This window comes from Micromonospora sp. NPDC004336, from assembly GCF_053602615.1.
Map to the genome: position 1 here is coordinate 1 of NZ_JBSGDY010000114.1, position 20,575 is coordinate 20,575.

20 protein-coding genes, 1 tRNA gene and 1 pseudogene are annotated in these 20,575 nt (G+C 75.2%); 12 read left to right on the plus strand and 10 right to left on the minus strand.

The features are described 5' to 3' along the window. Positions 1-420 precede the first annotated feature (420 nt). A tRNA-Met gene (locus ACWENR_RS21305) sits at positions 421-494 on the plus strand. Between the two features lie 130 nt (positions 495-624). Beyond that, on the plus strand, positions 625-870 hold the full coding sequence (locus ACWENR_RS21310; RefSeq protein WP_452278726.1) for a hypothetical protein: 246 nt from the start codon (positions 625-627) through the stop codon (positions 868-870). 40 nt (positions 871-910) lie between these two features. Here ACWENR_RS21310 and ACWENR_RS21315 read toward each other — a convergent pair whose 3' ends face one another. After that, the gene (locus ACWENR_RS21315) at positions 911-2,242 is read right to left on the minus strand and encodes an ABC transporter substrate-binding protein (RefSeq protein WP_452278727.1); all 1,332 of its coding nucleotides are present in this window, start codon (positions 2,240-2,242) and stop codon (positions 911-913) included. A gap of 165 nt (positions 2,243-2,407) precedes the next feature. On the opposite strand from ACWENR_RS21315, the gene ACWENR_RS21320 reads away from it, so the two are divergent. Then, complete coding sequence (locus ACWENR_RS21320) at positions 2,408-3,241, plus strand: phosphoribosylaminoimidazolesuccinocarboxamide synthase (RefSeq protein WP_452278728.1); 834 nt, start codon at positions 2,408-2,410, stop codon at positions 3,239-3,241. A gap of 130 nt (positions 3,242-3,371) precedes the next feature. Here ACWENR_RS21320 and glpK read toward each other — a convergent pair whose 3' ends face one another. Next, positions 3,372-4,856 carry a glycerol kinase GlpK gene (gene glpK, locus ACWENR_RS21325; RefSeq protein WP_452278729.1) on the minus strand — a complete coding sequence of 495 codons (1,485 nt, stop codon included), beginning with the start codon at positions 4,854-4,856 and terminating at the stop codon, positions 3,372-3,374. 110 nt (positions 4,857-4,966) lie between these two features. Here glpK and ACWENR_RS21330 point away from each other — a divergent pair, with 110 nt between their 5' ends. Continuing rightward, positions 4,967-5,905, plus strand: a complete 939-nt coding sequence (locus tag ACWENR_RS21330; RefSeq protein WP_452278730.1) for a ribose-phosphate diphosphokinase — start codon at positions 4,967-4,969, stop codon at positions 5,903-5,905. Between the two features lie 257 nt (positions 5,906-6,162). On the opposite strand, the gene ACWENR_RS21335 is transcribed toward ACWENR_RS21330, so the two are convergent. Next, on the minus strand, positions 6,163-6,630 hold the full coding sequence (locus tag ACWENR_RS21335; RefSeq protein WP_452278731.1) for an ATP-binding protein: 468 nt from the start codon (positions 6,628-6,630) through the stop codon (positions 6,163-6,165). 120 nt (positions 6,631-6,750) lie between these two features. On the opposite strand from ACWENR_RS21335, the gene macS reads away from it, so the two are divergent. Then, positions 6,751-7,881 (plus strand): MacS family sensor histidine kinase, encoded by a 1,131-nt coding sequence (gene macS, locus ACWENR_RS21340; RefSeq protein WP_452278732.1) that lies wholly within the window; start codon positions 6,751-6,753, stop codon positions 7,879-7,881. Between the two features lie 46 nt (positions 7,882-7,927). Further along, positions 7,928-8,605, plus strand: a complete 678-nt coding sequence (locus ACWENR_RS21345; protein ID WP_452278733.1) for a response regulator — start codon at positions 7,928-7,930, stop codon at positions 8,603-8,605. A 56-nt stretch (positions 8,606-8,661) separates the two neighbouring features. Here the strand turns inward: ACWENR_RS21345 and ACWENR_RS21350 are convergent, their stop codons facing one another. From ACWENR_RS21350 to ACWENR_RS21360, 3 genes are all read right to left on the minus strand, one after another. Next, on the minus strand, positions 8,662-9,234 hold the full coding sequence (locus ACWENR_RS21350) for a DUF5709 domain-containing protein (protein ID WP_452278734.1): 573 nt from the start codon (positions 9,232-9,234) through the stop codon (positions 8,662-8,664). Between the two features lie 104 nt (positions 9,235-9,338). After that, positions 9,339-10,049, minus strand: a complete 711-nt coding sequence (locus tag ACWENR_RS21355) for an ATP-binding protein (protein ID WP_452278735.1) — start codon at positions 10,047-10,049, stop codon at positions 9,339-9,341. Between the two features lie 59 nt (positions 10,050-10,108). After that, positions 10,109-11,107 (minus strand): SDR family oxidoreductase, encoded by a 999-nt coding sequence (locus tag ACWENR_RS21360; RefSeq protein WP_452278736.1) that lies wholly within the window; start codon positions 11,105-11,107, stop codon positions 10,109-10,111. Positions 11,108-11,324: 217 nt separating this feature from the next. Here ACWENR_RS21360 and ACWENR_RS21365 point away from each other — a divergent pair, with 217 nt between their 5' ends. Continuing rightward, positions 11,325-12,527, plus strand: coding sequence for a glycosyltransferase (locus tag ACWENR_RS21365; RefSeq protein WP_452278737.1), 1,203 nt, complete (start codon positions 11,325-11,327; stop codon positions 12,525-12,527). On the opposite strand, the pseudogene ACWENR_RS21370 reads toward ACWENR_RS21365, so the two are convergent. From ACWENR_RS21370 to aroA, 4 genes and pseudogenes are all read right to left on the minus strand, one after another. Next, positions 12,482-13,482, minus strand: a pseudogene (locus tag ACWENR_RS21370) (hypothetical protein). The gene ACWENR_RS21365 and the pseudogene ACWENR_RS21370 sit on opposite strands and share 46 nt — an antisense overlap. 59 nt (positions 13,483-13,541) lie before the next feature. After that, the gene (gene hisN, locus ACWENR_RS21375; RefSeq protein ID WP_452278738.1) at positions 13,542-14,360 is read right to left on the minus strand and encodes a histidinol-phosphatase; all 819 of its coding nucleotides are present in this window, start codon (positions 14,358-14,360) and stop codon (positions 13,542-13,544) included. Between the two features lie 87 nt (positions 14,361-14,447). Next, positions 14,448-15,386 carry a ribosome small subunit-dependent GTPase A gene (rsgA, locus tag ACWENR_RS21380; protein WP_452278744.1) on the minus strand — a complete coding sequence of 313 codons (939 nt, stop codon included), beginning with the start codon at positions 15,384-15,386 and terminating at the stop codon, positions 14,448-14,450. 165 nt (positions 15,387-15,551) lie between these two features. After that, complete coding sequence (aroA, locus tag ACWENR_RS21385; RefSeq protein WP_452278739.1) at positions 15,552-16,853, minus strand: 3-phosphoshikimate 1-carboxyvinyltransferase; 1,302 nt, start codon at positions 16,851-16,853, stop codon at positions 15,552-15,554. Between the two features lie 102 nt (positions 16,854-16,955). Between aroA and ACWENR_RS21390 the strand changes: the two genes are divergently transcribed. The 5 genes from ACWENR_RS21390 (at position 16,956) to rsrA (ending at position 20,437) form a co-directional block, all read left to right on the plus strand. Beyond that, entirely contained in the window at positions 16,956-17,669 is a 714-nt protein-coding gene (locus tag ACWENR_RS21390; RefSeq protein ID WP_452278740.1) for an SOS response-associated peptidase, read from the plus strand. A gap of 196 nt (positions 17,670-17,865) precedes the next feature. Continuing rightward, positions 17,866-18,258, plus strand: coding sequence for a WhiB family transcriptional regulator (locus ACWENR_RS21395; RefSeq protein ID WP_091103238.1), 393 nt, complete (start codon positions 17,866-17,868; stop codon positions 18,256-18,258). Between the two features lie 183 nt (positions 18,259-18,441). Further along, entirely contained in the window at positions 18,442-19,056 is a 615-nt protein-coding gene (locus ACWENR_RS21400) for an alpha/beta hydrolase family protein (RefSeq protein WP_452278741.1), read from the plus strand. A 267-nt stretch (positions 19,057-19,323) separates the two neighbouring features. Then, on the plus strand, positions 19,324-20,148 hold the full coding sequence (locus ACWENR_RS21405; RefSeq protein WP_452278742.1) for a sigma-70 family RNA polymerase sigma factor: 825 nt from the start codon (positions 19,324-19,326) through the stop codon (positions 20,146-20,148). A 1-nt stretch (position 20,149) separates the two neighbouring features. After that, positions 20,150-20,437: a mycothiol system anti-sigma-R factor gene (rsrA, locus tag ACWENR_RS21410; protein ID WP_452278743.1), complete on the plus strand. Its 288-nt coding sequence runs from the start codon at positions 20,150-20,152 to the stop codon at positions 20,435-20,437. Positions 20,438-20,575: the final 138 nt, after the last annotated feature.

A 20,575-nucleotide genomic window follows, 5' to 3' on the forward strand; every position in this document is an offset into this window, starting at 1 on the left:
CGAGCCGAGGGGGGGTGGAGCAGATCGTTAGCACGAGGGCAAAAAACCCCACAGGACGCTGGTAAAAATCCTGTCCCCGCTACCACGTCGGAACGGCCCCGAGGATCGCCTCGGGGCCGTTCCGCGTTTCCGGCGACCGTCCGTGCTCCCGGTGCCCGTCGGCGGGAGCGTTGTCCGGGCCGGCGGGCCGGGCGGAGCCGGCGGATCGGGTCGAGCCTGGGGGCCGGGCGGAGTCGGCGGGCTTGGCGGAGCCGGGGGTCGGGCGGCGTCGGCGGGTCGAGCCCGGGTCGAGCGGCGTCGGCGGGCCGGGCGGAGTCGGTCCGTTGCCGGCGGTCCGAGCTGGTCAGGCGGGCGATCGGGGTGGGATCGGGGGTCCCGCTGATCATCCGGCCGGGGGATGCGATAGAGTAAACGAGCCGACGCGGGGTGGAGCAGCTCGGTAGCTCGCTGGGCTCATAACCCAGAGGTCGCAGGTTCAAATCCTGTCCCCGCTACTCACGCGAAAGACCCCGGAGATCTTCTCCGGGGTCTTTCGGCATCTCCGGCCCCCGCGACGGGCGACCCGACGGCGCGTTCCCGGCCGACCGACGTGCCGGGGTTGCGGTTGTCGGCGAGGATGTCTGTATGTCTTTCGGAAAGTGGTGGGGCCGGCTCAGTGCCGTCCTCGGTGCGGTCGTGCTGTCGGTGTTCGTGCCCGTCGCGGCCTGGGCGTCCACCGGCACGGGTGAGCTGGTCGTGGAGGCCGCCCGGCGGCGGCGCGGCGGCGGCTTCGGATTCCTGAGCCTGCTCTGCTGCCTGGCCGTGGTGGCGGCGATCGTCTTCCTGATCCTGCGGATGATGCGCAACCGCCGCGGCGGCCCGCCGCGCTGAGCCGGTAGCCCGACCCCCGACCCCGCCCGGGGGACGGCGGTCACCCGGCGAGCGCGGCCTCCGCCCGGGCCATGAAGCGCGACGTCGCCGCCCAGGTGCCGGCCGCCCCGCTGCGGACGGTCTCGGCGGCCTCCAGCAGCAGCGCGCGCACGCGCGGGTGGCCCTGCGGCGGCGGGCCGGGCGCCGGCCCGAGCCGGTCGGCCAGCGCGGCACCGAACGCCGCCGCGCGTTTCTGCGCCGGATCGGTGATGGTGCCCTCGGCGTAGCGGCGGACGGCGAGGCTGGGGTTGAGTCCGCGTTCGTGGCCGAGCACGGCGCCCGCCTCGCCGTTGCCGGTGAGGAAGTTGATCACGTCGGCCACCACGGCGGGGTGCCGGGTGCCGTGGAAGCCCGCCCAGTACATCGACGCCCGCGCCCACTGCGCCGCCAACGGGCCGGGCAGGGCGGCCAGGCCGAGTTCGGCGTCGGTGAGCCGCTGCAACTCCGGGAGCTGGTGCGACCAGGCGAAGGAGGCGGCCGTGGCGCCGGTGACCACCAACTGCCGGGCGGGCGCGTCGCCGTCGGCCTGATCGACCAGGGCGGCGCTCGGGGTGGCCCGGTCGGACCGGGCGTCCCGCCACAGCTCGAACCAGTCGACCAGCGCCTCGGCGTCGAACCCGAGCTGCCGGCCCCGGTAGAGCTCGCCGCCCTGGCCGCGCAGCCAGTGCCAGAACGCGCGGTAGTCGCCGGACGCGTCCATCGTGCCGGCCACCCGCCCGTCGCTGGCCCGGGTGACCCGCCGCGCCCAGGCGACGTACCCGGGCCAGGAGATCCCGGCGTCCGGTTCCGGCACGCCCAGCCGGCGCAGCAGGGTGCGGTTGAGCACCAGCGCGGCGGCCGTCTGCCCCGCGGCGACGCCCATCGTGCGCCCGTCGACCTGCCCGTAGCGGAGCAGGCCCGGGGGCAGGGTGCGCAGGTCGAGCCGGTGGTCGGCGACGTACTCGCTGAGGTCGAGGACGATCTCGCGCCGGGCGTACTCGGCCAGCATGCCGTCGTCGAGCTGGATCAGGTCCGGCACGTTGCCGCCCGCCGCCTGGGTGGCGAGCCGGTCGTGGTAGCCGTCGACGCCCTGCCAGGTGATCCGGAAGCCGACGCGGGGGTTGCGGTCGGTGTAGAGCCGCAGCGCCCGCTCGGTGAGCTCGGCGCGCTTCGCCCCGCCGTACCAGAAGACCGACAACTCGATCGGGCCGGTCTCCTCCGGCGCCGCCTGCTCCTCGCTGCACCCGGTGAGCCCGCCGGCCGCGAGCACCGGCGCCCCGAGCAGCGCGGCGAGCACCCGCCGCCGGCCCGGGTCCGCCCCGGCGGAGGGCAGCGGGCAACGGGCGGCGGACACGGAGACTCCTGGCGGACGGGGGCGGACGCGGCCGGACCATTCACGCAGGCGGCGCGGGAGGTGTCAACGTCCGTCCGGCCACACCGCCGCGCCCGCGGGCGTACGCATCGACGCCGTCCGCCACCGCCGCCGGCCGCACGCAGGTCGCCTGGTGTAATAGGCCGCGTGGAACTTCTGCACTCGGGCAAGGTCCGGGACGTCTACGCCGACGGCGACGACCTGATCCTGGTCGCCTCCGACCGCATCTCGATCTACGACGTGGTGCTGCCGACGCCGATCCCCGACAAGGGCAAGTTGCTCACCGCGCTGTCCCTGTGGTGGTTCGAGCAGCTCTCCGACCTGGTGCCGAACCACGTCGTCTCGGCCACCGACGTGCCGGCGGAGTTCGCGGGCCGGGCGATCCGCTGCCGGCGGCTGGAGATGGTCCCCGTGGAGTGCGTCGCCCGGGGCTACCTGACCGGCGGCGGCCTGAAGGAATACCAGCGCACCGGCGCGGTCTCCGGCGTGGAGCTGCCGCGCGGCCTGGTCGAGGCGTCCATCCTGCCCGAGCCCATCTTCACCCCCTCGACCAAGGCGCCGGTGGGGGAGCACGACGAGCCGATCACCTTCGCCGAGGTGGTGGACAAGGTCGGCGCCGAGACCGCCGAGCGGCTGCGGCAGATCACCATCGACGTCTACCGCCGGGGCGCCGAGCTGGCCGCCGACCGGGGCATCCTGGTCGCCGACACCAAGATCGAGCTGGGCTGGGCGGCCGACGGCACCCTGACGGTCGGCGACGAGCTGCTCACCTCCGACTCGTCCCGGTTCTGGCCGGCGGAGTCGTACCAGCCGGGCCGGGCGCAGTTCTCCTACGACAAGCAGTATGTCCGGGACTGGGCGGTGGAGAGCGGCTGGGACAAGCAGGCCCCGGCGCCCGAGGTGCCGGCCGAGGTGGTCGAGGCGACCCGGGCCCGCTACGTCGACGTCTACGAGAAGCTCACCGGCAACCGCTGGGGCTGATCTCCCGACCGGTGCAGCGCCTCGGCCGCCCCACGGACTTTTCGTGGGCGTACGTGCGGTGGGCGCGGGTGGCGCAGCTGAGCCGGCCCGAGGGGTACCTCGGACGCGCCCCCTGTTCGACTGAGCGCGCTCAGTCGACCCAGTCGAGGGTGCGCTGCACGGCCTTGCGCCAGTTGCGCAGCTCCCGGTCCCGGTGCGCCGGATCCATGGCCGGCTCCCACTGCGCGTCGGAGCGCCACTGGGCGCGTAGCGTCGCCAGGTCCGGCCAGAAGCCGACCGCGAGGCCGGCCGCGTACGCGGCACCGAGGCAGGTCGTCTCGGTGATCCGGCTGCGGACCACCGGCACGTCGAGCACGTCGGCGAGGAACTGCATCAGCAGCCCGTTCGCCGTCATCCCGCCGTCGACCCGCAGCCGGCGCAGCGCCACGTCGGAGTCGGCGTTCATCGCGTCGACCACCTCGCGGGTCTGCCAGGCCGACGCCTCAAGCACCGCCCGGGCCAGGTGCCCCTTCGTGATGTAGCCGGTCAGCCCGGCGATCACCCCCCGCGCGTCGCTGCGCCAGTGCGGGGCGAACAGCCCGGAGAAGGCCGGCACGACGTAGCAGCCGCCGTTGTCGTCGACGGTGCGGGCCAGCTCCTCCACCTCGGGGGCGGTGGAGATCAGCCCGAGGTTGTCGCGCAGCCACTGCACCAGGGAGCCGGTGACCGCGATCGCGCCCTCCAGGGCGTACGCGGCGGGCTGGCCGTCGATGCGGTAGGCGACAGTGGTGAGCAGGCCGTGGGTGGAGGGGACCGGGCTGGCACCGGTGTTGAGCAGCAGGAAGCTGCCCGTGCCGTAGGTGCACTTCGCCTCGCCCGGCTGGAAGCAGGTCTGCCCGAACAGGGCCGCCTGCTGGTCGCCGAGCGCGCTGGCCACCGGCACCCCGGCCAGCACCCCGGTCGCCTCCCCGTAGACCTCGGCAGAGCTGCGGATCTCCGGCAGCATCGCCGCCGGCACGCCCATCGCGTCGAGCAGCTCCGGGCTCCAGTCGAGGGTGGTCAGGTCCATCAGCAGGGTGCGGCTGGCGTTGGTCACGTCGGTCACGTGCCGCCCGGTCAGCTTCCAGATCAGCCAGCTGTCCATCGTGCCGAAGAGCACCTCGCCGGCCTCGGCGCGCCCACGCAGCCCGTCGACGTGCTCCAGCAGCCAGCGCAGCTTCGGCCCCGCGAAGTAGGTGGCCAGCGGCAGGCCGGTGCGGGTGCGGAACAGCTCCTCGCCGTACGCCTGCTCCAGCTCGCGCAGCAGCGGGCCGGTCCGGGTGTCCTGCCAGACGATGGCGTTGGCGACCGGCCGGCCGGTCGCCCGGTCCCAGACGAGCGTGGTCTCCCGCTGGTTGGTGATGCCCACGGCGGCCAGCCCGGCGGCGTCGGTGCCGGCGGACCGCAGCGCCTCCCGCACCACCAGCTCCACGTTCTGCCAGATCTCCTCGGCGTCGTGCTCCACCCAGCCGGGCCTGGGGAAGATCTGCCGGTGCTCCCGCTGCGCCACGGAGACGATCTCCCCGGCGCGGTCGAAGACGATGCACCGGGAGGAGGTGGTGCCCTGGTCGATGGCGGCGACGTACTGGGGGGTCACGGCAGCACCGTACCCGCAGCCGGGGCGCCCCGCCGACCGGCCGCGCCCGGTCCGGTGGTCCCGGCCCCGGTCGGGGGCGGGCCGGGGCGGCGTCCGTACGATGTGTGAACGTGCGCGACATCGCCGTCTTCAGTGGAACCGCCCATCCCGAACTCGCCGCCGAGATCTGCGCCCACCTCGGGGTGCCCCTGCACCCGGTGCGGGTGTCCCGGTTCGCCAACGACTGCCTGGAAGTCCAGTTGCAGGCCAACTGCCGGGAGCGGGACGTCTTCCTGATCCAGCCGTTGGTACCGCCCGTGCAGGAGCACCTGGTCGAGCTGCTGCTCATGATCGACGCGGCCCGGGGCGCCTCGGCCGGCCGGATCACCGTGGTGCTGCCGCACTACGCGTACGCCCGCTCCGACAAGAAGGACGCGCCGCGCATCTCCATCGGCGGGCGGCTCGTGGCCGACCTGCTCACCTCGGCGGGCGCGGACCGCGTGCTGGCGATGACTCTGCACTCGCCCCAGGTGCACGGCTTCTTCAGCGTGCCGGTCGACCACCTGCACGCGCTGCGCGAGCTGGCCGAGCACTTCGCCCGCTACGACCTCAGCAACACCGTCGTGGTCTCGCCGGACCTGGGCAACGCCAAGGAGGCGGCGGCGTTCGCCCGCCGGCTCGGCACCCCGGTGGCCGCCGGGGCCAAGCAGCGGTTCAGCGACGACCGGGTCAAGATCAGTGCGGTGATCGGCGACGTGGCGGACCGGGACGTGATCGTGCTCGACGACGAGATCGCCAAGGGCAGCACGGTGATCGAGCTGATGGAGCACCTGCGTGAGCTGAAGGTCCGCTCGATCCGGCTGGCCTGCACGCACGGCCTCTTCTCCAGTGACGCGCTGCGGCGGCTCAGCGAGCAGAAGGGCGTGCTGGAGATCGTCTGCACCAACACGGTGCCGATCCCGGCCGACAAGCGGGTGCCGAAGCTGGAGATCCTCTCCGTCGCACCGGCGCTGGCCGAAGCGATGCGTCGCATCCACAACGGCGAGTCCGTCAGCACCCTCTTCGCCTGACCCACCCCACCCTCCCCACCCTCGCCCTCGCCCCCCGCCCGCCCCCGTCGCGCCCGCGATCTTGCACTTTCTGCCCCGGCGAATGAGGCAAAGCGCCCAATTCGGGGGCCGAAAGTGCAAGATCGCCGCGGTGGGGGTCGCGGGCGGCGGCGGGCGGGGGTCGGGGAGCGCGGCGGTGGGGCTCGGGAGCGCGGCGGCGAGGACCGCGGGTGCGGCGAGGGAAGGGAAGGGGGTGGGGTGGCGGCGGCGGGCGGGGGTTAGTCGCGGCGGTGGCGGCCGATGTGTTCTGGGGTGGCGACGGTGGCGCTGATGCGTACGGTGGTGCCGGCGGCGCCGGTGTCGACCTCCATGGCGTCGCTCAGCTCCCGGGCCAGCCAGAGCCCCCAGCCGCCGGCCGTGTCCGGTGCGGGGCGGCTCCGGTCGCCCAGCCGTTGCGTGCTGATGCCCCGCCCGTGGTCGGAGACCTCGCAGACGAGCCGCTCCGGCTGCCGCCACAGCCGCAGCCAGCCCCGACCGCCGCCGTGCCGGACCGCGTTCGTGATCAGCTCGTTGACCGCCAGCACGAAGTCGTCCAGCCGCTGCCCGGTCAGCCCGGAGGCGTGCGCGCAGGAGGTGACCGAGTGTCGCAGCTCGGTCACCTGGGCCTGTTCGAAGGCCTCGGCGATCAGGAGGGAAGGTTCGATGGGCACAACCGTACGCGGTGCCGGGGGTTCTGCATTCGTCATGGCCCCGTCCCGACAGTGGATCGCAGGATTTTTTGCGGCATTTCCACCGTACGTCAGCGTTTCCCGCCGTGCATCCGACGGCCTACGGGTCCCCGGGAGGGCTGTGGCATCGTGACGACCGTGCCGACGCCGCCCGGTGGTTTCGAGGTCCCGCTCTGGCGGGCTATCGCCGTGTTCCGGGTGGCCTCCCTGGCGTACGTCTGCGTGCTGGTCCTGCGCCACTTCGACCGGTACGCGCACCCGCTCGCGGCCGGCGGCCTGGTCCTGTTGATGGCGGCCTGGACCGGCGTGACCGCCGTCGGCTACGCCCGTCCGGCCCGGCGGGGCTGGCCGCTGCTGGCCGCGGACCTCGCGGTGGTCCTCGGCATCCTGCTGGTCAATCCGTGGGTGGTCGGGCGAGAGGCGCTCGCCTCCGGCGTGCCCACCCTGGCGGTGGCCTGGCTGGCCGGCCCGGTGCTGGCCTGGGCCGTCTCGGGCGGGCGGCGGCGGGGCACGGTGGCCGCGCTGGTGCTCGGCGCGGCGGACCTGGCCACCCGGGAGCGGATCGGCCAGTCCTCGCTCACCGGGGTGATCCTGCTGCTGCTCGCCGGGGTGGTCGTCGGGCACGTCGCCCGGCTGGCCGTGACCGCCGAGGAGCGGCTGCACCGGGCGGTCGAGCTGGAGGCGGCCACCCGGGAGCGGGAGCGGCTGGCCCGGGACATCCACGACGGCGTCCTCCAGGTGCTCGCCCTGGTGCAGCGGCGCGGCGCCCACCTGGACGGCGAGGCCGGCGAGCTGGCCCGGCTCGCCGGGGAGCAGGAGGCGGCGCTGCGCGCCCTGATCGCCGGGGCCGCGCCGGCCGGCGCCGGCACCGAGAGTGGCCCGGTGGACCTGCGCGCGCTGGTCGGCCGGTACGCGTCCGCGACGGTCTCGCTCTCCGCGCCGGCCACCCCGGTGTCGTTGCCCGCCGCAGCGGCCCGCGAACTGGCCGCGGCGACCGCCGCCGCGCTGGACAACGTCGCCCGGCACGCGGACGGGCGGGCCTGGGTGCTGATCGAGGACGAGGGGGCGACGGTGACCGTCTCGGTCCGCGACGAGGGGCCGGGGTTCCCGGACGGCCGGCTGGACGAGGCCGCCGCCGAGGGCCGGCTCGGCGTCGCCCGGTCCATCCGGGGTCGCCTCGCCGACCTGGGTGGCACGGTGCGGATCACCTCCGCGCCGGGTGCCGGCACGGAGGTGGAGCTGACCGTACCGAGAGAGGCGGCACGGTGAGGCCGGGGACCGTCGGTGCCCCGGCCGGCGTGACGGAGGGGAGACCATGAGCGGCGTACGCGTGATGGTGGTCGACGACCACCCGATGTGGCGGGAGGGGGTGGCCCGGGACCTCACCGAGGCCGGCCACGTCGTCGTCGCCACCAGCGGCGAGGGGCGGCAGGCCGTCCGGGTCGCCGCGGCCACCCGGCCCGACGTGGTGGTGCTCGACCTGCAACTGCCGGACGTCTCCGGGGTGGAGGTGATCCGGGGGCTCCGCGCCGCGCTGCCGCAGGTCCGGGTGCTGATGCTGTCGGCCAGCGGCGAGCAGCAGAGCGTGCTGGACGCGGTGAAGGCGGGCGCCACGGGCTACCTGCTGAAGTCCGCCGCCCCCGCCGAGTTCCTGGACGCGGTGCGCCGGACGGCGGCGGGGGAACCGGTCTTCACGCCGGGCCTGGCGGGGCTGGTCCTCGGCGAGTACCGCCGGCTGGCCGCCGCCCCGGCGGGGGCCGCCGCGACGGCCGGTCGGGACTCCGCCGCCGGCCCGGCGCCCCGCCTCACCGACCGGGAGACCGAGGTGCTGCGGCTCGTGGCCAAGGGCATGTCCTACAAGCAGATCGCCGACCGGCTCGGGCTGTCCCACCGCACGGTGCAGAACCACGTGCAGAACACGCTGGGCAAGCTCCAGCTGCACAACCGGGTCGAGCTGACCCGGTACGCGATCGAGCGCGGCCTGGACGACTGACGCCGCCGGCCCGGGCGGGGTGCGTGGCGCGCGGGCCGGCGGCGTCGCGGGCTTGCTCAGACCGAGTGCGGCGGCCGGGTCTCGTGGATGGCCAGCTCCTCGGCGCTCGCCCCGCCACCGGCCGAGCCGGCGTCGTACGCGACCGAGTCGGTCTCCTGGTCGGTGTGCGCCCCCTCGTCCGGTTCGACGAGCCGGCCGACCTGGCCGTCGGCGACGCTGCCGAGCTTGCCGTGGTCGTAGAGGGAGACCGGCGAGTTCGGGTCCGAGGTGGGTCCCGGGTCGATCACGTCCGCGTCGAGCTGGGCCTGCGCCGCGGCCTCCTCGCTGTCGGCCTCGGCGGCGATGTCCGGGTCGACGGGGCCGGCCAGCGGGTCGTCGGCGGGGCGCTCGTACTGCTCCCGGTCGAGCTTGTAGTCGAGCGACTCGCCGTCGAGCTGTTCCTCGGCGGTGGTCCCGTACCGGTCCACCGCCACCGGCGTCCGGTCGCCCGGCAGCTGCGCCGGCTCCGGGCCGTCCGCCTCGCGCCCGGTCAGGACGTCGTCGTTGGCGGTCGAGTCGTCGTCGGCGGTGTCGGGCAGGCCCTCCGCCTCGGGGTCGGACACGGGGGTCGGGTACTCGTCGTCGCGCATGGCTGACCACTACCCACTGCCCTCCCGGCGTAACCGGTGCCGGGCGCGGCCATCCGGGCGGAAGCACCGCTTCCCGGGACGTACGGGGAGGACCCGGGCGGCGGTCAGCCGTCGGCGGCGTGCAGGACGCACCAGACGACCTTGCCGTCCGGCACCACGCTGCTGCCCCAGCGGCGGGCCACGGTGTCGATCAGCAGCAGGCCGCGCCCGCCGACGGTGTCCAGCGGCGCCGGCCCGGTGAAGGCCGGCTGCCGCGACGAGTGGTCGCGCACCGCGAGGTGCAGGGTGCTGTCCCGGGGGGCCAGCCGCACGGTCATCGGGGTCCGCGCGTGGGCGACCACGTTGCCCACCAGCTCGGTGACCGCGATGCAGCCCGGCTCGGCCAGCTCGTCCAGGCCCCAGCGGCGGCAGCCGTCGGTGACCAGTTGGCGGGCCTGCCGGGCGGCCTCCACGGCGGGCGGGAACTCGGCGTCGACCACGGCGGCCATCGGCGCGGCGGCCAGCCCGGCCATCGCCCCGTCCAGGGTCGGCCAGGCGGGGACCCCCTGCACGGTGCCGGTCGGGTCGCAGAGCAGCAGGTCGGCGGCGGGCCAGTCGCGGACCTCCCGGCGGACCCCGGCGAAGACGTCCCGGGCCGCGGGGTCGGTCATCCGCAGGTCGGTCACGTCGGCCACCACCGGGCCGGGCCGGTCGCAGAGCCGGGCGAGCAGCCCATCACGGACGGTGCGGACCTCGGGTTGGTCGAGCACGCCGGTCAGCCGGACCACCCCGGAGGACCGGTCGGTCTCCACCCGGCAGCGCACGTCGGTCGGCATGATCGTCCCATTCTGCCTTCCCGGGCCGGGTCCCGCACCGGTCTGCCCGGCCCGGCGCATCAGCGGTCCGTCCGCGTGCGGCGGGCCATGGCGGCCACCGTCCCGACTGCCGTGCCCGCCGCCGCCAGCCCGAAGGCGGCGGTCATCCGCACCAGCTGCCGCCGCCGGCCGTGCCAGCCGCCCTCACGCTGGGCCGCCGCGTCGGCGTGGAAGACGTTGCCGGTGCTGTCCAGCCGCGGGGTGGGCCCGAACTGGGTGCGGTGGGCGTACCAGCCGAGGACCCGCTCGGCCAGCGCCGGGGCGAGCCGCCACTGGAGGCCGATCAGTCGGGCGGCCCCGCCGGCGTACGCCTCGCGGCGCGGCCGGCGCAGCATCCGGACGATCGTCTCCGCGACCACCTCGGGCGGGTAGACCGGGGGCGGCGGCGTCAGTTCCCGCCCGCTGTGGTTGGCGGCGTGCCCGAAGAACGGGGTGTCGATGGTGGCCGGCAGCACCGTGCAGATCGAGATGTTGCCGCGCCCGGTGACCCGCAGCTCCTGACGGACCGTGTCGGCGAGGCCGCGGATGCCGTGCTTGGTGGCGTTGTACGCCGACTGGTAGGGCATCGCCACCTCGGCCAGCACGGAGGCGTTGTTGACCAGCACCCCGCCGCCCGCCGCGCCCAGGTGGGGCAGCGCGGCCCGGGTGCCGTACGCGGCGCCGAGCAGGTTCACCTCCAGCACCCGGCGGAACTCGGCCACGGGGATCTCGTCGAAGAGCCCGACCGCGCTGACGGCGGCGTTGTTGACCCAGCCGTCGATCCGGCCGAACTCGGCGACGGCGCGGGCGGCGAGTCGTTCCACCGCCGCCGGGTCGGTCACGTCGGTCGGCACGACCAGCGCGCGCCCGCCCAGCTCGCGGCACCGCTGCGCCACCTGGTGCAGGGCGGGCTCGCTGCGGGCGGCCAGCACCACGGCGGTGCCGCGCCGGGCGAGGGCGTACGCCGTGGCCGTGCCGATCCCGCTGGAGGCACCGGTGATCACCACTGTGGCGTCGGCGAGGCTGCGGGTGAGAGGCATTGTCAGCCCGTACCCCCGCTGGCGGGGGTCATGCGGCCGAAATCGGACGGATAACCGTCGGTGCGGGGGCGGTGACCGGCGGAGGGGGTAGCGCTTGCCGTCGGGCAAGCACCCGCCGGGCTCTTCCCGATCTGCCAGGTTTCGGCTTGCGGGAGTCTGGTTAATGGGACCCTCTGACCGAGGACCACCGCTTGAGAAGATCGCATGGAGGTGACCCATGCGCGTCGGCCTCGTCTGCGCGCACGCCGGCCCGCCCAGGCGTGCCGACGCCCCGACCGTCGGCACCCACCAGCACATCGCCAGGGTCGCCACGGAACTGGCCGCGCGGGGCCACGACGTCCGGGTGTACGAGCGCCGCGACGACCCCGACCTGCCGGAGACGGCCACGGTCGACGGCTACCGGGTGGAGCGGGTGCCCGTCGGCCCGGCCGCCCCGATCCCCACCGCCGAGCTGGTCCCGTACGTGTCCGAGTTCGGCGCCTGGCTGGCGGACCGGTGGACGGGCGAGTGGCAGCCCGAGGTGGTGCACGGGCACTACTGGATCGGCGGGCTGGCCGCGGCGCACGCGGTGCGGGAGACCGACATCCCGGTGGTGCAGACGTTCCACTCCCTCGGTGTCGAGCAGCTGCGCCACCTCGGCGGGCAGTACGACGGCCCGGGCGAGCGCATCCCGCTGGAGCGGGCGTTGACCCGGGCGGTGGACATCGCGGTCGCCCAGTGCAACGACGAGGTGGACGAGCTGACCCGGATGGGGTTGCAGCGCGCCTCGGTGGCGATGGTGCCGGCGGGCGTCGACACCGAGCAGTTCCACCCCGACGGCGAGGCCGCCCCCCGCGACCAGCGGGCCCGGATCCTCTCCGTCGGCGGGCTGTCGCCCGGGCACGGCCAGGAGGACCTGATCCGGGCCATGCGGCTGGTCGGCGACGCCGAGCTGGTGATCGCCGGCGGCCCGCCCGCCGAGCAGCTCGCCGGCCACGCCGAGGCCCGCCGGCTGCGCGAGCTGGCCGAGCGGAACGGCGTGGCCGACCAGGTGAAGCTGGTCGGCGCGGTGCCGCACGAGCAGATGGCCACCTGGTACCGCTCGGCGGACGTGGTGGCCTGCACCCCGCACTACTCGTCGGCCGGGCGCGTGTCGCTGGAGGCGATGGCCTGCGGCGTGCCGGTGGTCGGCTACGCCATGGGCGGGATCGCCGACGCGGTGGTCGACGAGGTGACCGGGCGGCTGGTGCCGCCGGGCGACGTGCGCACCCTCGGCGTGACCCTGCGCCGGCTGCTCGCCGACAACGCGGGGCGCTTCGCGTACGGGCACGCCGCCGTGGACCGGGTGCGGTGCAGCTACACCTGGGAACGGACGGCGGGCGCGCTGGAGCGCCTCTACGAGCGGGTGGTGCGCCGCCGCAAGCCGGTCGAGGCGGCCTGAGCGGCGGCCCGCCGGGCGGCGCGACCCGTGCCGGCGGCGCGTCCCGTGCCGGCGGCTCGCCCAGCGTCGGCGGCCCGCCCGGCCACGGTCCTCACGTCGGGCGGCCGGGGGAGCCGACGGTCACCATGGCCGGCTTCCGCTCCCCGGCCACCGCGTGGTGGTGCTGGGGTTCGGCGTACCGGGTGAGGCCGATGACCGAGGCGAGGGTGACCAGGAAGCCGGTCGCGGCGAGCCACTCCCGGCCGGGCCAGATCTTGTCGTTGAGCAGCAGCAGGCCGACGATCGCCGCGGGCACCGCCCCGGCGGCGTCCATCGCGGCCACGGCGGCCGTGGTCGAGCCGCGCTGCATGGCCAGGCCGAGCAGGAGCTGGCCGACGATCGAGTGCGCGATCAGCAGGTAGAGCAGCGGGTGCCGGACGAACTCCTCGGCCGTCGGCGCCGAGGCCAGCGGCCGGGCGGCCACGGCGGCGGCGGAGAACGCCAGCCCGGCCAGCGAGCCGAGCGCCACCGAGCCGGGCGCCCCGTGCAGGCGTACGGCGAAGAAGCCGACCGCCCCGATCACGACGAGCACCACCGCCAGGACGATCATGCCGGCGGTGCCGAGCGGCTTGGACTGCGCGGGCCGGGCGGAGAGCACCAGCGCGGAGATGCCCGCGAAGAGCAGCACCAGCAGGGCCACCTCGGCCGCCGGCAACCGCCACTTGAGCACCAGCACGCCGAGCAGGGCGGTCACCCCGAGCCCGGCCGCGACGCTGGACTGCACCAGGAAGAGCGGCAGGTCCCGGCGGGCCAGGAAGGCCAGCACGAACCCGGCCACCTGGCAGCCCAGCCCGACCAGGTAGGTGCGGTGCCCGGCGAGCCGCAGCAGCAGGCCCGGGTCGAAGGTGTGGTGCACGGTGGTACGGGCGGCGGCGACCGACTGGAGCAGGTTCGCGACGCCGTACGCGATGATCATCGCCGCGAGGAAGCACCAGCCGGAGGAGACCACCTGGCGAGGATAGAGGCTGCCGGAGGTCAGTGCTCGGTGGGCCGACCCAGCCGGGCGAGGATGTCGGCGTGCAGCGCGCCGTTGCTGGCCACGGCGCTGTTCTCCGTGCCGGCGTCGCCCGAGGGGGCCGGCCGGCCGGCCAGGTCGGTGAACGTCCCGCCCGCCTCGGTGACGATCGGCACCAGCGCGGCGACGTCCCACAGCGACAGCTCCGGCTCCACCATCACGTCCAGCGCGCCCTCGGCCAGCAGCATGTAGCCGTAGAAGTCGCCGTACGCCCGGCTGCGCCAGGTGTCCCGCATGAGCTGGAGCATCGCGTCCAGCCGGCCGGCGGCCTCCCAGCCGGTCAGGGACGAGTAGCAGAAGCTGGCGTCCGCGAGGTCCCGGACCCCGGAGACCCGGATCGGCGCGCCGCTCGCGGCGTCGGGCCCCGCGTACGCGCCCGCGCCCAGCGCGCCCCACCAGCGGCGGCCCAGCGCCGGGGCGGAGACCAGCCCGACGACCGGGCGGTCCCCCTCCAGCAGCGCGATCAGGGTGGCCCACACCGGCACGCCACGGATGAAGTTCTTCGTGCCGTCGATCGGGTCGACCACCCAACGCCGGCCGTCCGGGCCGCTGGCCGGCTGCTCGCCGTACTCCTCGCCGAGCAGCCCGTCGGCCGGGCGGTGCGTGGCCAGCAGCGCGCGGATCTCCCGCTCCACCGCGGTGTCCGCGTCGGAGACCGGGGTCAGGTCGGGTTTCGCCTCGACCCGCAGGTCGAGCGCGCGGAACCGGGCCGTGGCGACGGCGTCGGCGGCGTCCGCGAGCAGGTGGGCGAGGGCGATGTCGTCGGCGTACCCGGGCATGCCGCAAACGGTAGCGGCGACCGGCTCAGGACCCCGCGAGCGGGTCGCCGTGCCGGCTCTTCGCGTGCGCCTGCGGGGCTCGCAAGCTCACTCCTCGCGCACGCCGGGATTCCGCTGGTCGGGCTCCCGCGCGTCGCCCTCGCCCGACCGGGAGGCCAGCAGCCGGCGGTACGAGGCCAGCCGGCGCGGGTCGGCCTTGCCTGCGGCGACCCAGGCGTCCAGCCCACAGGCGGTCTCGTCGGGCGTGTGCGGGCAGTTGGCGGGACAGTCGACCGTCCCCTCGACCAGGTCGGGGAAGCCGTGCAGCAGGCTGTCCGCGGAGACGTGCGCGAGCCCGAAGCTGCGTACGCCCGGGGTGTCGACGATCCAGCCGGCGGCGCCGTGCGGCGGGTCGCCGGGCAGCCGGGGCAGGCGCAGCGCCACCGCGCTCGTGGAGGTGTGCCGGCCCCGGCCGATCGCGCTGACCGTGCCGACCGCCCGGGCGGCGTCCGGCACGAGCCGGTTGACAAGCGTCGACTTGCCCACCCCGGAGTGCCCCACCATGACCGAGACCCGCCCGGTGAGCAGGTCGCGCAGGGCGTCGAGGTCGGAGTCGGGGCGGATCAGCACGTACGGCAGCTCCAGCTCGGCGTAGTAGCCGAGCACCGCCTCGGGGCCGGCCAGGTCGGCCTTGGTGAGGCAGAGCAGCGGCTCGATTCCGGCGTCGTACGCGGCCACCAGGCAGCGGTCGATGAACCCGGTGCGCGGCGGCGGGTCGGCCAGCGCGCTGACGATCACCAGCTGGTCGGCGTTGGCGACGACCACCCGCTCCAGCCGCCCCTCGGCGGTGGTCTCGTCGTCGTCGGCGGTGCGCCGCAGCACGGACGTCCGCTCGGCGATCCGGACGATCCGGGCCAGCGCCCCGGCCGCCCCCGAGGTGTCCCCGACCAGGCCGACGCGGTCGCCCACCACCACCGACTTGCGCCCCAGCTCACGGGCCCGCATGGCGGTGATCGGGGGCGCGTCCGGCCCGGCGTCGGGCGGCACGCAGGTGTAGCGACCCCGGTCGACGGCGATCACGAACCCGTCCACCGCGTCGGAGTGCCGGGGCCGGGTGCGGGTACGCGGGCGCGACGACTTCCCGGGCCGGACCCGGACGTCGTCCTCGTCGTACTCCCGCCTTCTGGTCGCCAGGACCCGCCCCCCGTCGTGTCAGCTCTTGCCGGTCACCATCGCCGACCATAGTGCCGGAAACTCGGGCATGGTCTTCGAGGTGCACGCCACGTCGCTCAGCTCGATGCCCGGCACGGCCAGGCCGGCCACCGCGGCGGCGTGCGCCATCCGGTGGTCGTGGTAGGTCTCGAAGACCCCGCCGCGCAGCGGCCGGGGCCGGATCTCCAGCCCGTCGGGGGATTCGGTGATGTCCGCGCCGAGCGCGGCGAACTCCCGCGCCAGCGCGCCCAGCCGGTCGGTCTCGTGGCCCCGGATGTGGCCGACGCCGGTGAACACCGACGGCGAGTCGGCCAGCATCGCCAGCGCGGTCAGCGCCGGCGTCAGCTCGCTGACGTCGGACAGGTCGGCCGTCAGCCCGTGCACCGTGCCGGTGCCCCGGACGGTCAGCCCGGCGGTGGTGAGCGTCACCTCGCCGCCCATCCGCTGCAGCAGCGCGCGGAGCTGCTCGACGGGCTGGGCGCTGCTGTGCGGCCAGCCCTGGAGGGTCACCTCGCCGCCGGTGACCAGGGCGGCGGCGAAGAACGGCACCGCGCCCGAGAGGTCCGGCTCGATCTCCCAGCCGCGCCCGGTCAGCGGGCCCGGCTCGACCACCCACACGTCGGGCGTGCCGTCGTCGACCGCCGCGCCGGCGGCCCGCAGCATCTGCACCGTCATCCGCAGGTGTGGCGCCGAGGGCACCGGCGGGCCTTCGTGCCGGACCACCACGCCCCGGTCGAAGCGCGGGGCGGCCAGCAGCAGCCCGGAGACGAGCTGGCTGGAGGCCGAGGCGTCGATCACCACCTCGCCGCCGGCCACCCGCCCGGCGCCGAGCACGGTCAACGGCAGGCTGCCGGTGGCGGGGGTGTCCACGCGTACGCCGAGGGAGCGCAGCGCGCCGATCAGCGGGCCGAGCGGCCGGGTGCGGGCCTGCGGATCGCCGTCGAAGGTGATCCGCCCGTCGGCCAGCCCGGCCACGGGCGGGACGAAGCGCATCACGGTGCCGGCCAGGCCGACGTCGACGTGGGCGGGGCCGACCAGCGGGTGCGGCCGGACCAGCCAGCGCTCGTCGTCGCTGATCGACATGTGCGCGCCGAGCGCGCGCAGCCCGGCGGCCATCAGCTCCGTGTCCCGGGCGCGCAGCGGCCCGGCCAGCGTCGAGGGGCCGCTGGCCAGGGCGCTGAGCACGAGGGCGCGGGCGGTCATCGACTTGGAACCGGGCAGGCGCAGCGTGGCCGAGACCGGGTCGGAGGCGGTCGGGGCGGTCCACGGCTGCGGCGGCCGGGTCGCGGTCAGGTTCCCCACGGCTACATTCTGCCGTGTCCGCGGGACGATGACGCCGGCCACCGTCCGCGCTCCCGGCCAGCGGGACAGCCGGGCGACGCCCGCCGGGTTAGCGTGTGCGGCATGTGCGGGAGGTATGCGACGACCCGGAGCGCCGGCGACCTGAGCGCGCTGTTCGAGTCCCTCGACGAGACCGACGGCCGGCTCGGCCCCGACCACAACGTCGCGCCCACCGACCCGGTGCCGCTGGTGCGGGTCAACCGGGAGGGGCACCGCGCGCTGTCCCTGGGGCGCTGGGGGCTGGTGCCGGCCTGGTCCCGGTCGCCCGCCGGCGCCGCCCGCATGATCAACGCCCGCGCCGAGACGGTCGCCACCAGCCGGGCGTACGCGGGGGCCTTCGCCCGCCGCCGCTGCCTCGTCCCGGCCGACGGCTGGTACGAGTGGGTCCGCTCGCCCGACGGGCGCAAGCAGCCCTACTACATGACCCCGCTGGACGGTTCGGTGCTCGCCTTCGCCGGCATCTGGTCGGTCTGGGAGGGCCCGGGCGGGCCGCTGCTGACGTGCAGCGTGCTCACCACGGCCGCCCTGGGCGAGCTGGCCGAGGTGCACGACCGCATGCCGTTGCTGCTGCCCGAGGGCCGGTGGGGGGCGTGGCTGGCGTCGGCGGGGGAGCCGGCGGAGCTGCTGGCGCCGCCGCCGCCCGACTGGCTGGCCGGGCTGGAGATCCGCCCGGTGGGGCCGGCGGTGGGCGACGTGCGCAACGACGGGCCGGAGCTGACCACCCGCGTGCCGGTGGACCGGGTCGCGGCGGCCGAGCAGGAAATGACGCTCTTCTGACAGCGGCAGCGCATTGTCGGGTGTGATTTGCCAGAGTTGCGGGTGAAACGTCGCCCGATTGTTTACCCATATTCGCCGTAGAGTCTTGTCTCCGTGTCCGGAAGTGCGATAGAACACAGCGCCGGTAGTGGGCGGCGATTCGCACGGGGCGAACGACGTCCACCGATCTTTCCGGTCCCACGGGGGAGGTGGGTGGATGACACGGGCACGTATGCCCCGCCCGCACGAGGTGGCCGCCGCACGACGAGATCCGCGACTGCTGCGGGCGTTGCGGGAGCGGCGACATGACGAGGCGTGGCGGACCAGAGGAACCTGCCAGAATGTTGACCCGGAAACATTCTTTCCGGCGCCGAACGAGCCGGCCGACGCGGCCGTCGCGCTGTGTCGAAGTTGCGATGTGCAGGGCTCCTGCCTCGCCTGGGCATTGGACGTGGGCGACTGCCACGGCGTCTGGGGCGGCACGACCCCGCGCGAGCGGCGGGCGATGCTGGTCGCCTGGCGTGACGAGGTGCAACCGGATCCGGACGCCGCCGACGAGGCGGGTCCGCCGGTCCGGGACCGACTGCTCACGCTGGTGCCGCTGAGCTGACCGTCGCCCGGACGGGCGGGGGTGGTGGACCCACCCCGCGCCGGTCACACCGGACCGGCGCGACGCGCTCCGCGACCGTGCTCGGGCCGGGGGCGGCAGACGGAAGGACCGACCGGTCTCAGCCGGCCCGCCACGTCGGCGGGCCGGCTGCCCGTCGTGCCCCGCACCTCGCAGAATGGGCTGATGCCCCAGGACGACGAGATCCTCACGCCGCGCGGGCCCGCCCGGGTCGACACGGACCTGCCGCAGGGGCCGGCGACGGCGCTGCTGGCGCTCGGCCACGGCGCGGGTGGCGGCGTGGGCGCCCCGGACCTGTGTGCCCTACGCGACGCGGCGGTCGGCGCCGGCCTGGTGGTGGCCCGGGTGACGCAGCCCTACCGGGTCGCGGGCCGGCGCGCGCCGGCGCCGGCCGGGCACCTCGACGAGGCGTGGGCGGCCGTGCTCGCCGTGCTGCGGCGGCGGCATCCCGGCGTACCGCTGGTGGTGGGCGGGCGCTCCAGCGGCGCGCGGGTGGCCTGCCGGACCGCGCGGGCGGTCGAGGCGGCTGGCGTGGTCGCGCTCGCGTTCCCGCTGCACCCGCCGGGCCGCCCCGAGCGGTCGCGGGCGGCGGAGCTCGACACCGGCGTGCCGACCCTCGTGGTCAACGGCGACCGCGACCCCTTCGGGGTGCCGGACCCGGGGCCCGGGGTGCGGGTGGTGACCCGTCCGGGGGAGCGGCACGACCTGCGGGCGGACCCGGCCGGCACGGCCGGGGTCGTACGCGACTGGCTGCGCGGGCAGGGCTGGACGCGGGCCTGACGGCCCCGCCGCACGGACGGACGGCGGGGCGGCGCGCGGTGCGGCGGTCCGGCGCGGCCGTTTCCGGCGGCAGCGGCGGGTCGTTGCATCGGATGGCGCCGGATGCCCGGTCCGGGCGGCGGCGCCGGTCCTCCCAGGCCCTTCCTGGTCCCAGCGCCGGCTCCCCGTCGGGGCCGGGACCAGGAACGGGAGACGCGGCCGGAATGCCCCGCCCCTCCGTGGGCGTTGCACCCCCCGGAAGACATTTCTGGCGAGGGGGGTGACCGGGTGCCGATCGAGACGCAGGCCCGGGAACGGGACGAGCGGGGGGCGCGGCAGCTGCGGCAGTTGCTGGACGCTCCGGACTGGCCCGCGACGGTGCCGCCGGTCGGCGTGACCGCGGTGAGCGCGAGCACACCCGCCGGAAGTGAATCTGTGGGCAGGCCGGTGCGCGTATCCTCGGCGGGAAAGCATCCGACGCGAGGGGATGTGCGGTTGACCACCGAGAAGACGGACGAGCGCAGGGCCCGCTTCGAGCGGGACGCGATGCCCTTCGTCGATCAGCTCTACGCTGCCGGGCTGCGGATGACCCGCAACCCGGCGGATGCCGAGGACCTGGTCCAGGAGACCTACCTGAAGGCGTACGCCGCCTTCCACCAGTTCGAGCAGGGCACGAACCTGAAGGCCTGGCTCTACCGGATCCTGACCAACACCTACATCAACACCTACCGCAAGCGGCAGCGCCAGCCCATCCAGGCGCCGACCGACGAGATCACCGACTGGCAGCTCGCCGAGGCCGAGTCGCACACCTCCAGCGGGCTGCGCTCCGCCGAGACCGAGGCGCTGGACCGGCTGCCGGACAGCGACGTCAAGGAGGCACTCCAGCAGCTGCCGGAGGAGTTCCGCCTGGCCGTCTACCTGACCGACGTCGAGGGCTTCTCCTACAAGGAGGTCGCCGACATCATGGGCACGCCGATCGGCACGGTGATGTCGCGGTTGCACCGGGGTCGACGTAATCTGCGCAAGCTGCTGGAGCAGTACGCCGCGGAGCGGGGCTTCAGCGCCGCGTCGTCGAAGAAGGGCTCAACCGCTGCGGCCGGCCGGGAGGTGTGACGTGAGCTGTGGAGATCCGCACGAGACGGACTGCCGCGAGGTCCTCGCCGAGGTCTACCTCTACCTGGACCTGGAGTGCGCGGAGGAGCGGCGGACGCTGATCCGGCACCACCTCGACGAGTGCGGGCCGTGCCTGCGCGAGTACGGCATCGAGCAGGAGGTGAAGGCGCTGGTCGCCCGCTGCTGCGGCAACGAGACCGCGCCCGACCAGCTGCGGGAGCGGCTGAGGCTGCGCCTCACCGAGATCGTCGTCTTCGAGGGCACCGAGTCGCGGGAGCTGGCCGACTGAGGTCGGCGACACCGACGTGAAGCGGGTGGGGGCGGGGGGGGGGCGCCCCGGGCCCCCCCCCGTGGGGCCCGGAGGGGTGCGTGTGGGTTAGTACCACGATTCAAAAACCACAAAAACCCCAAAAAAAAGTAAGTCGTC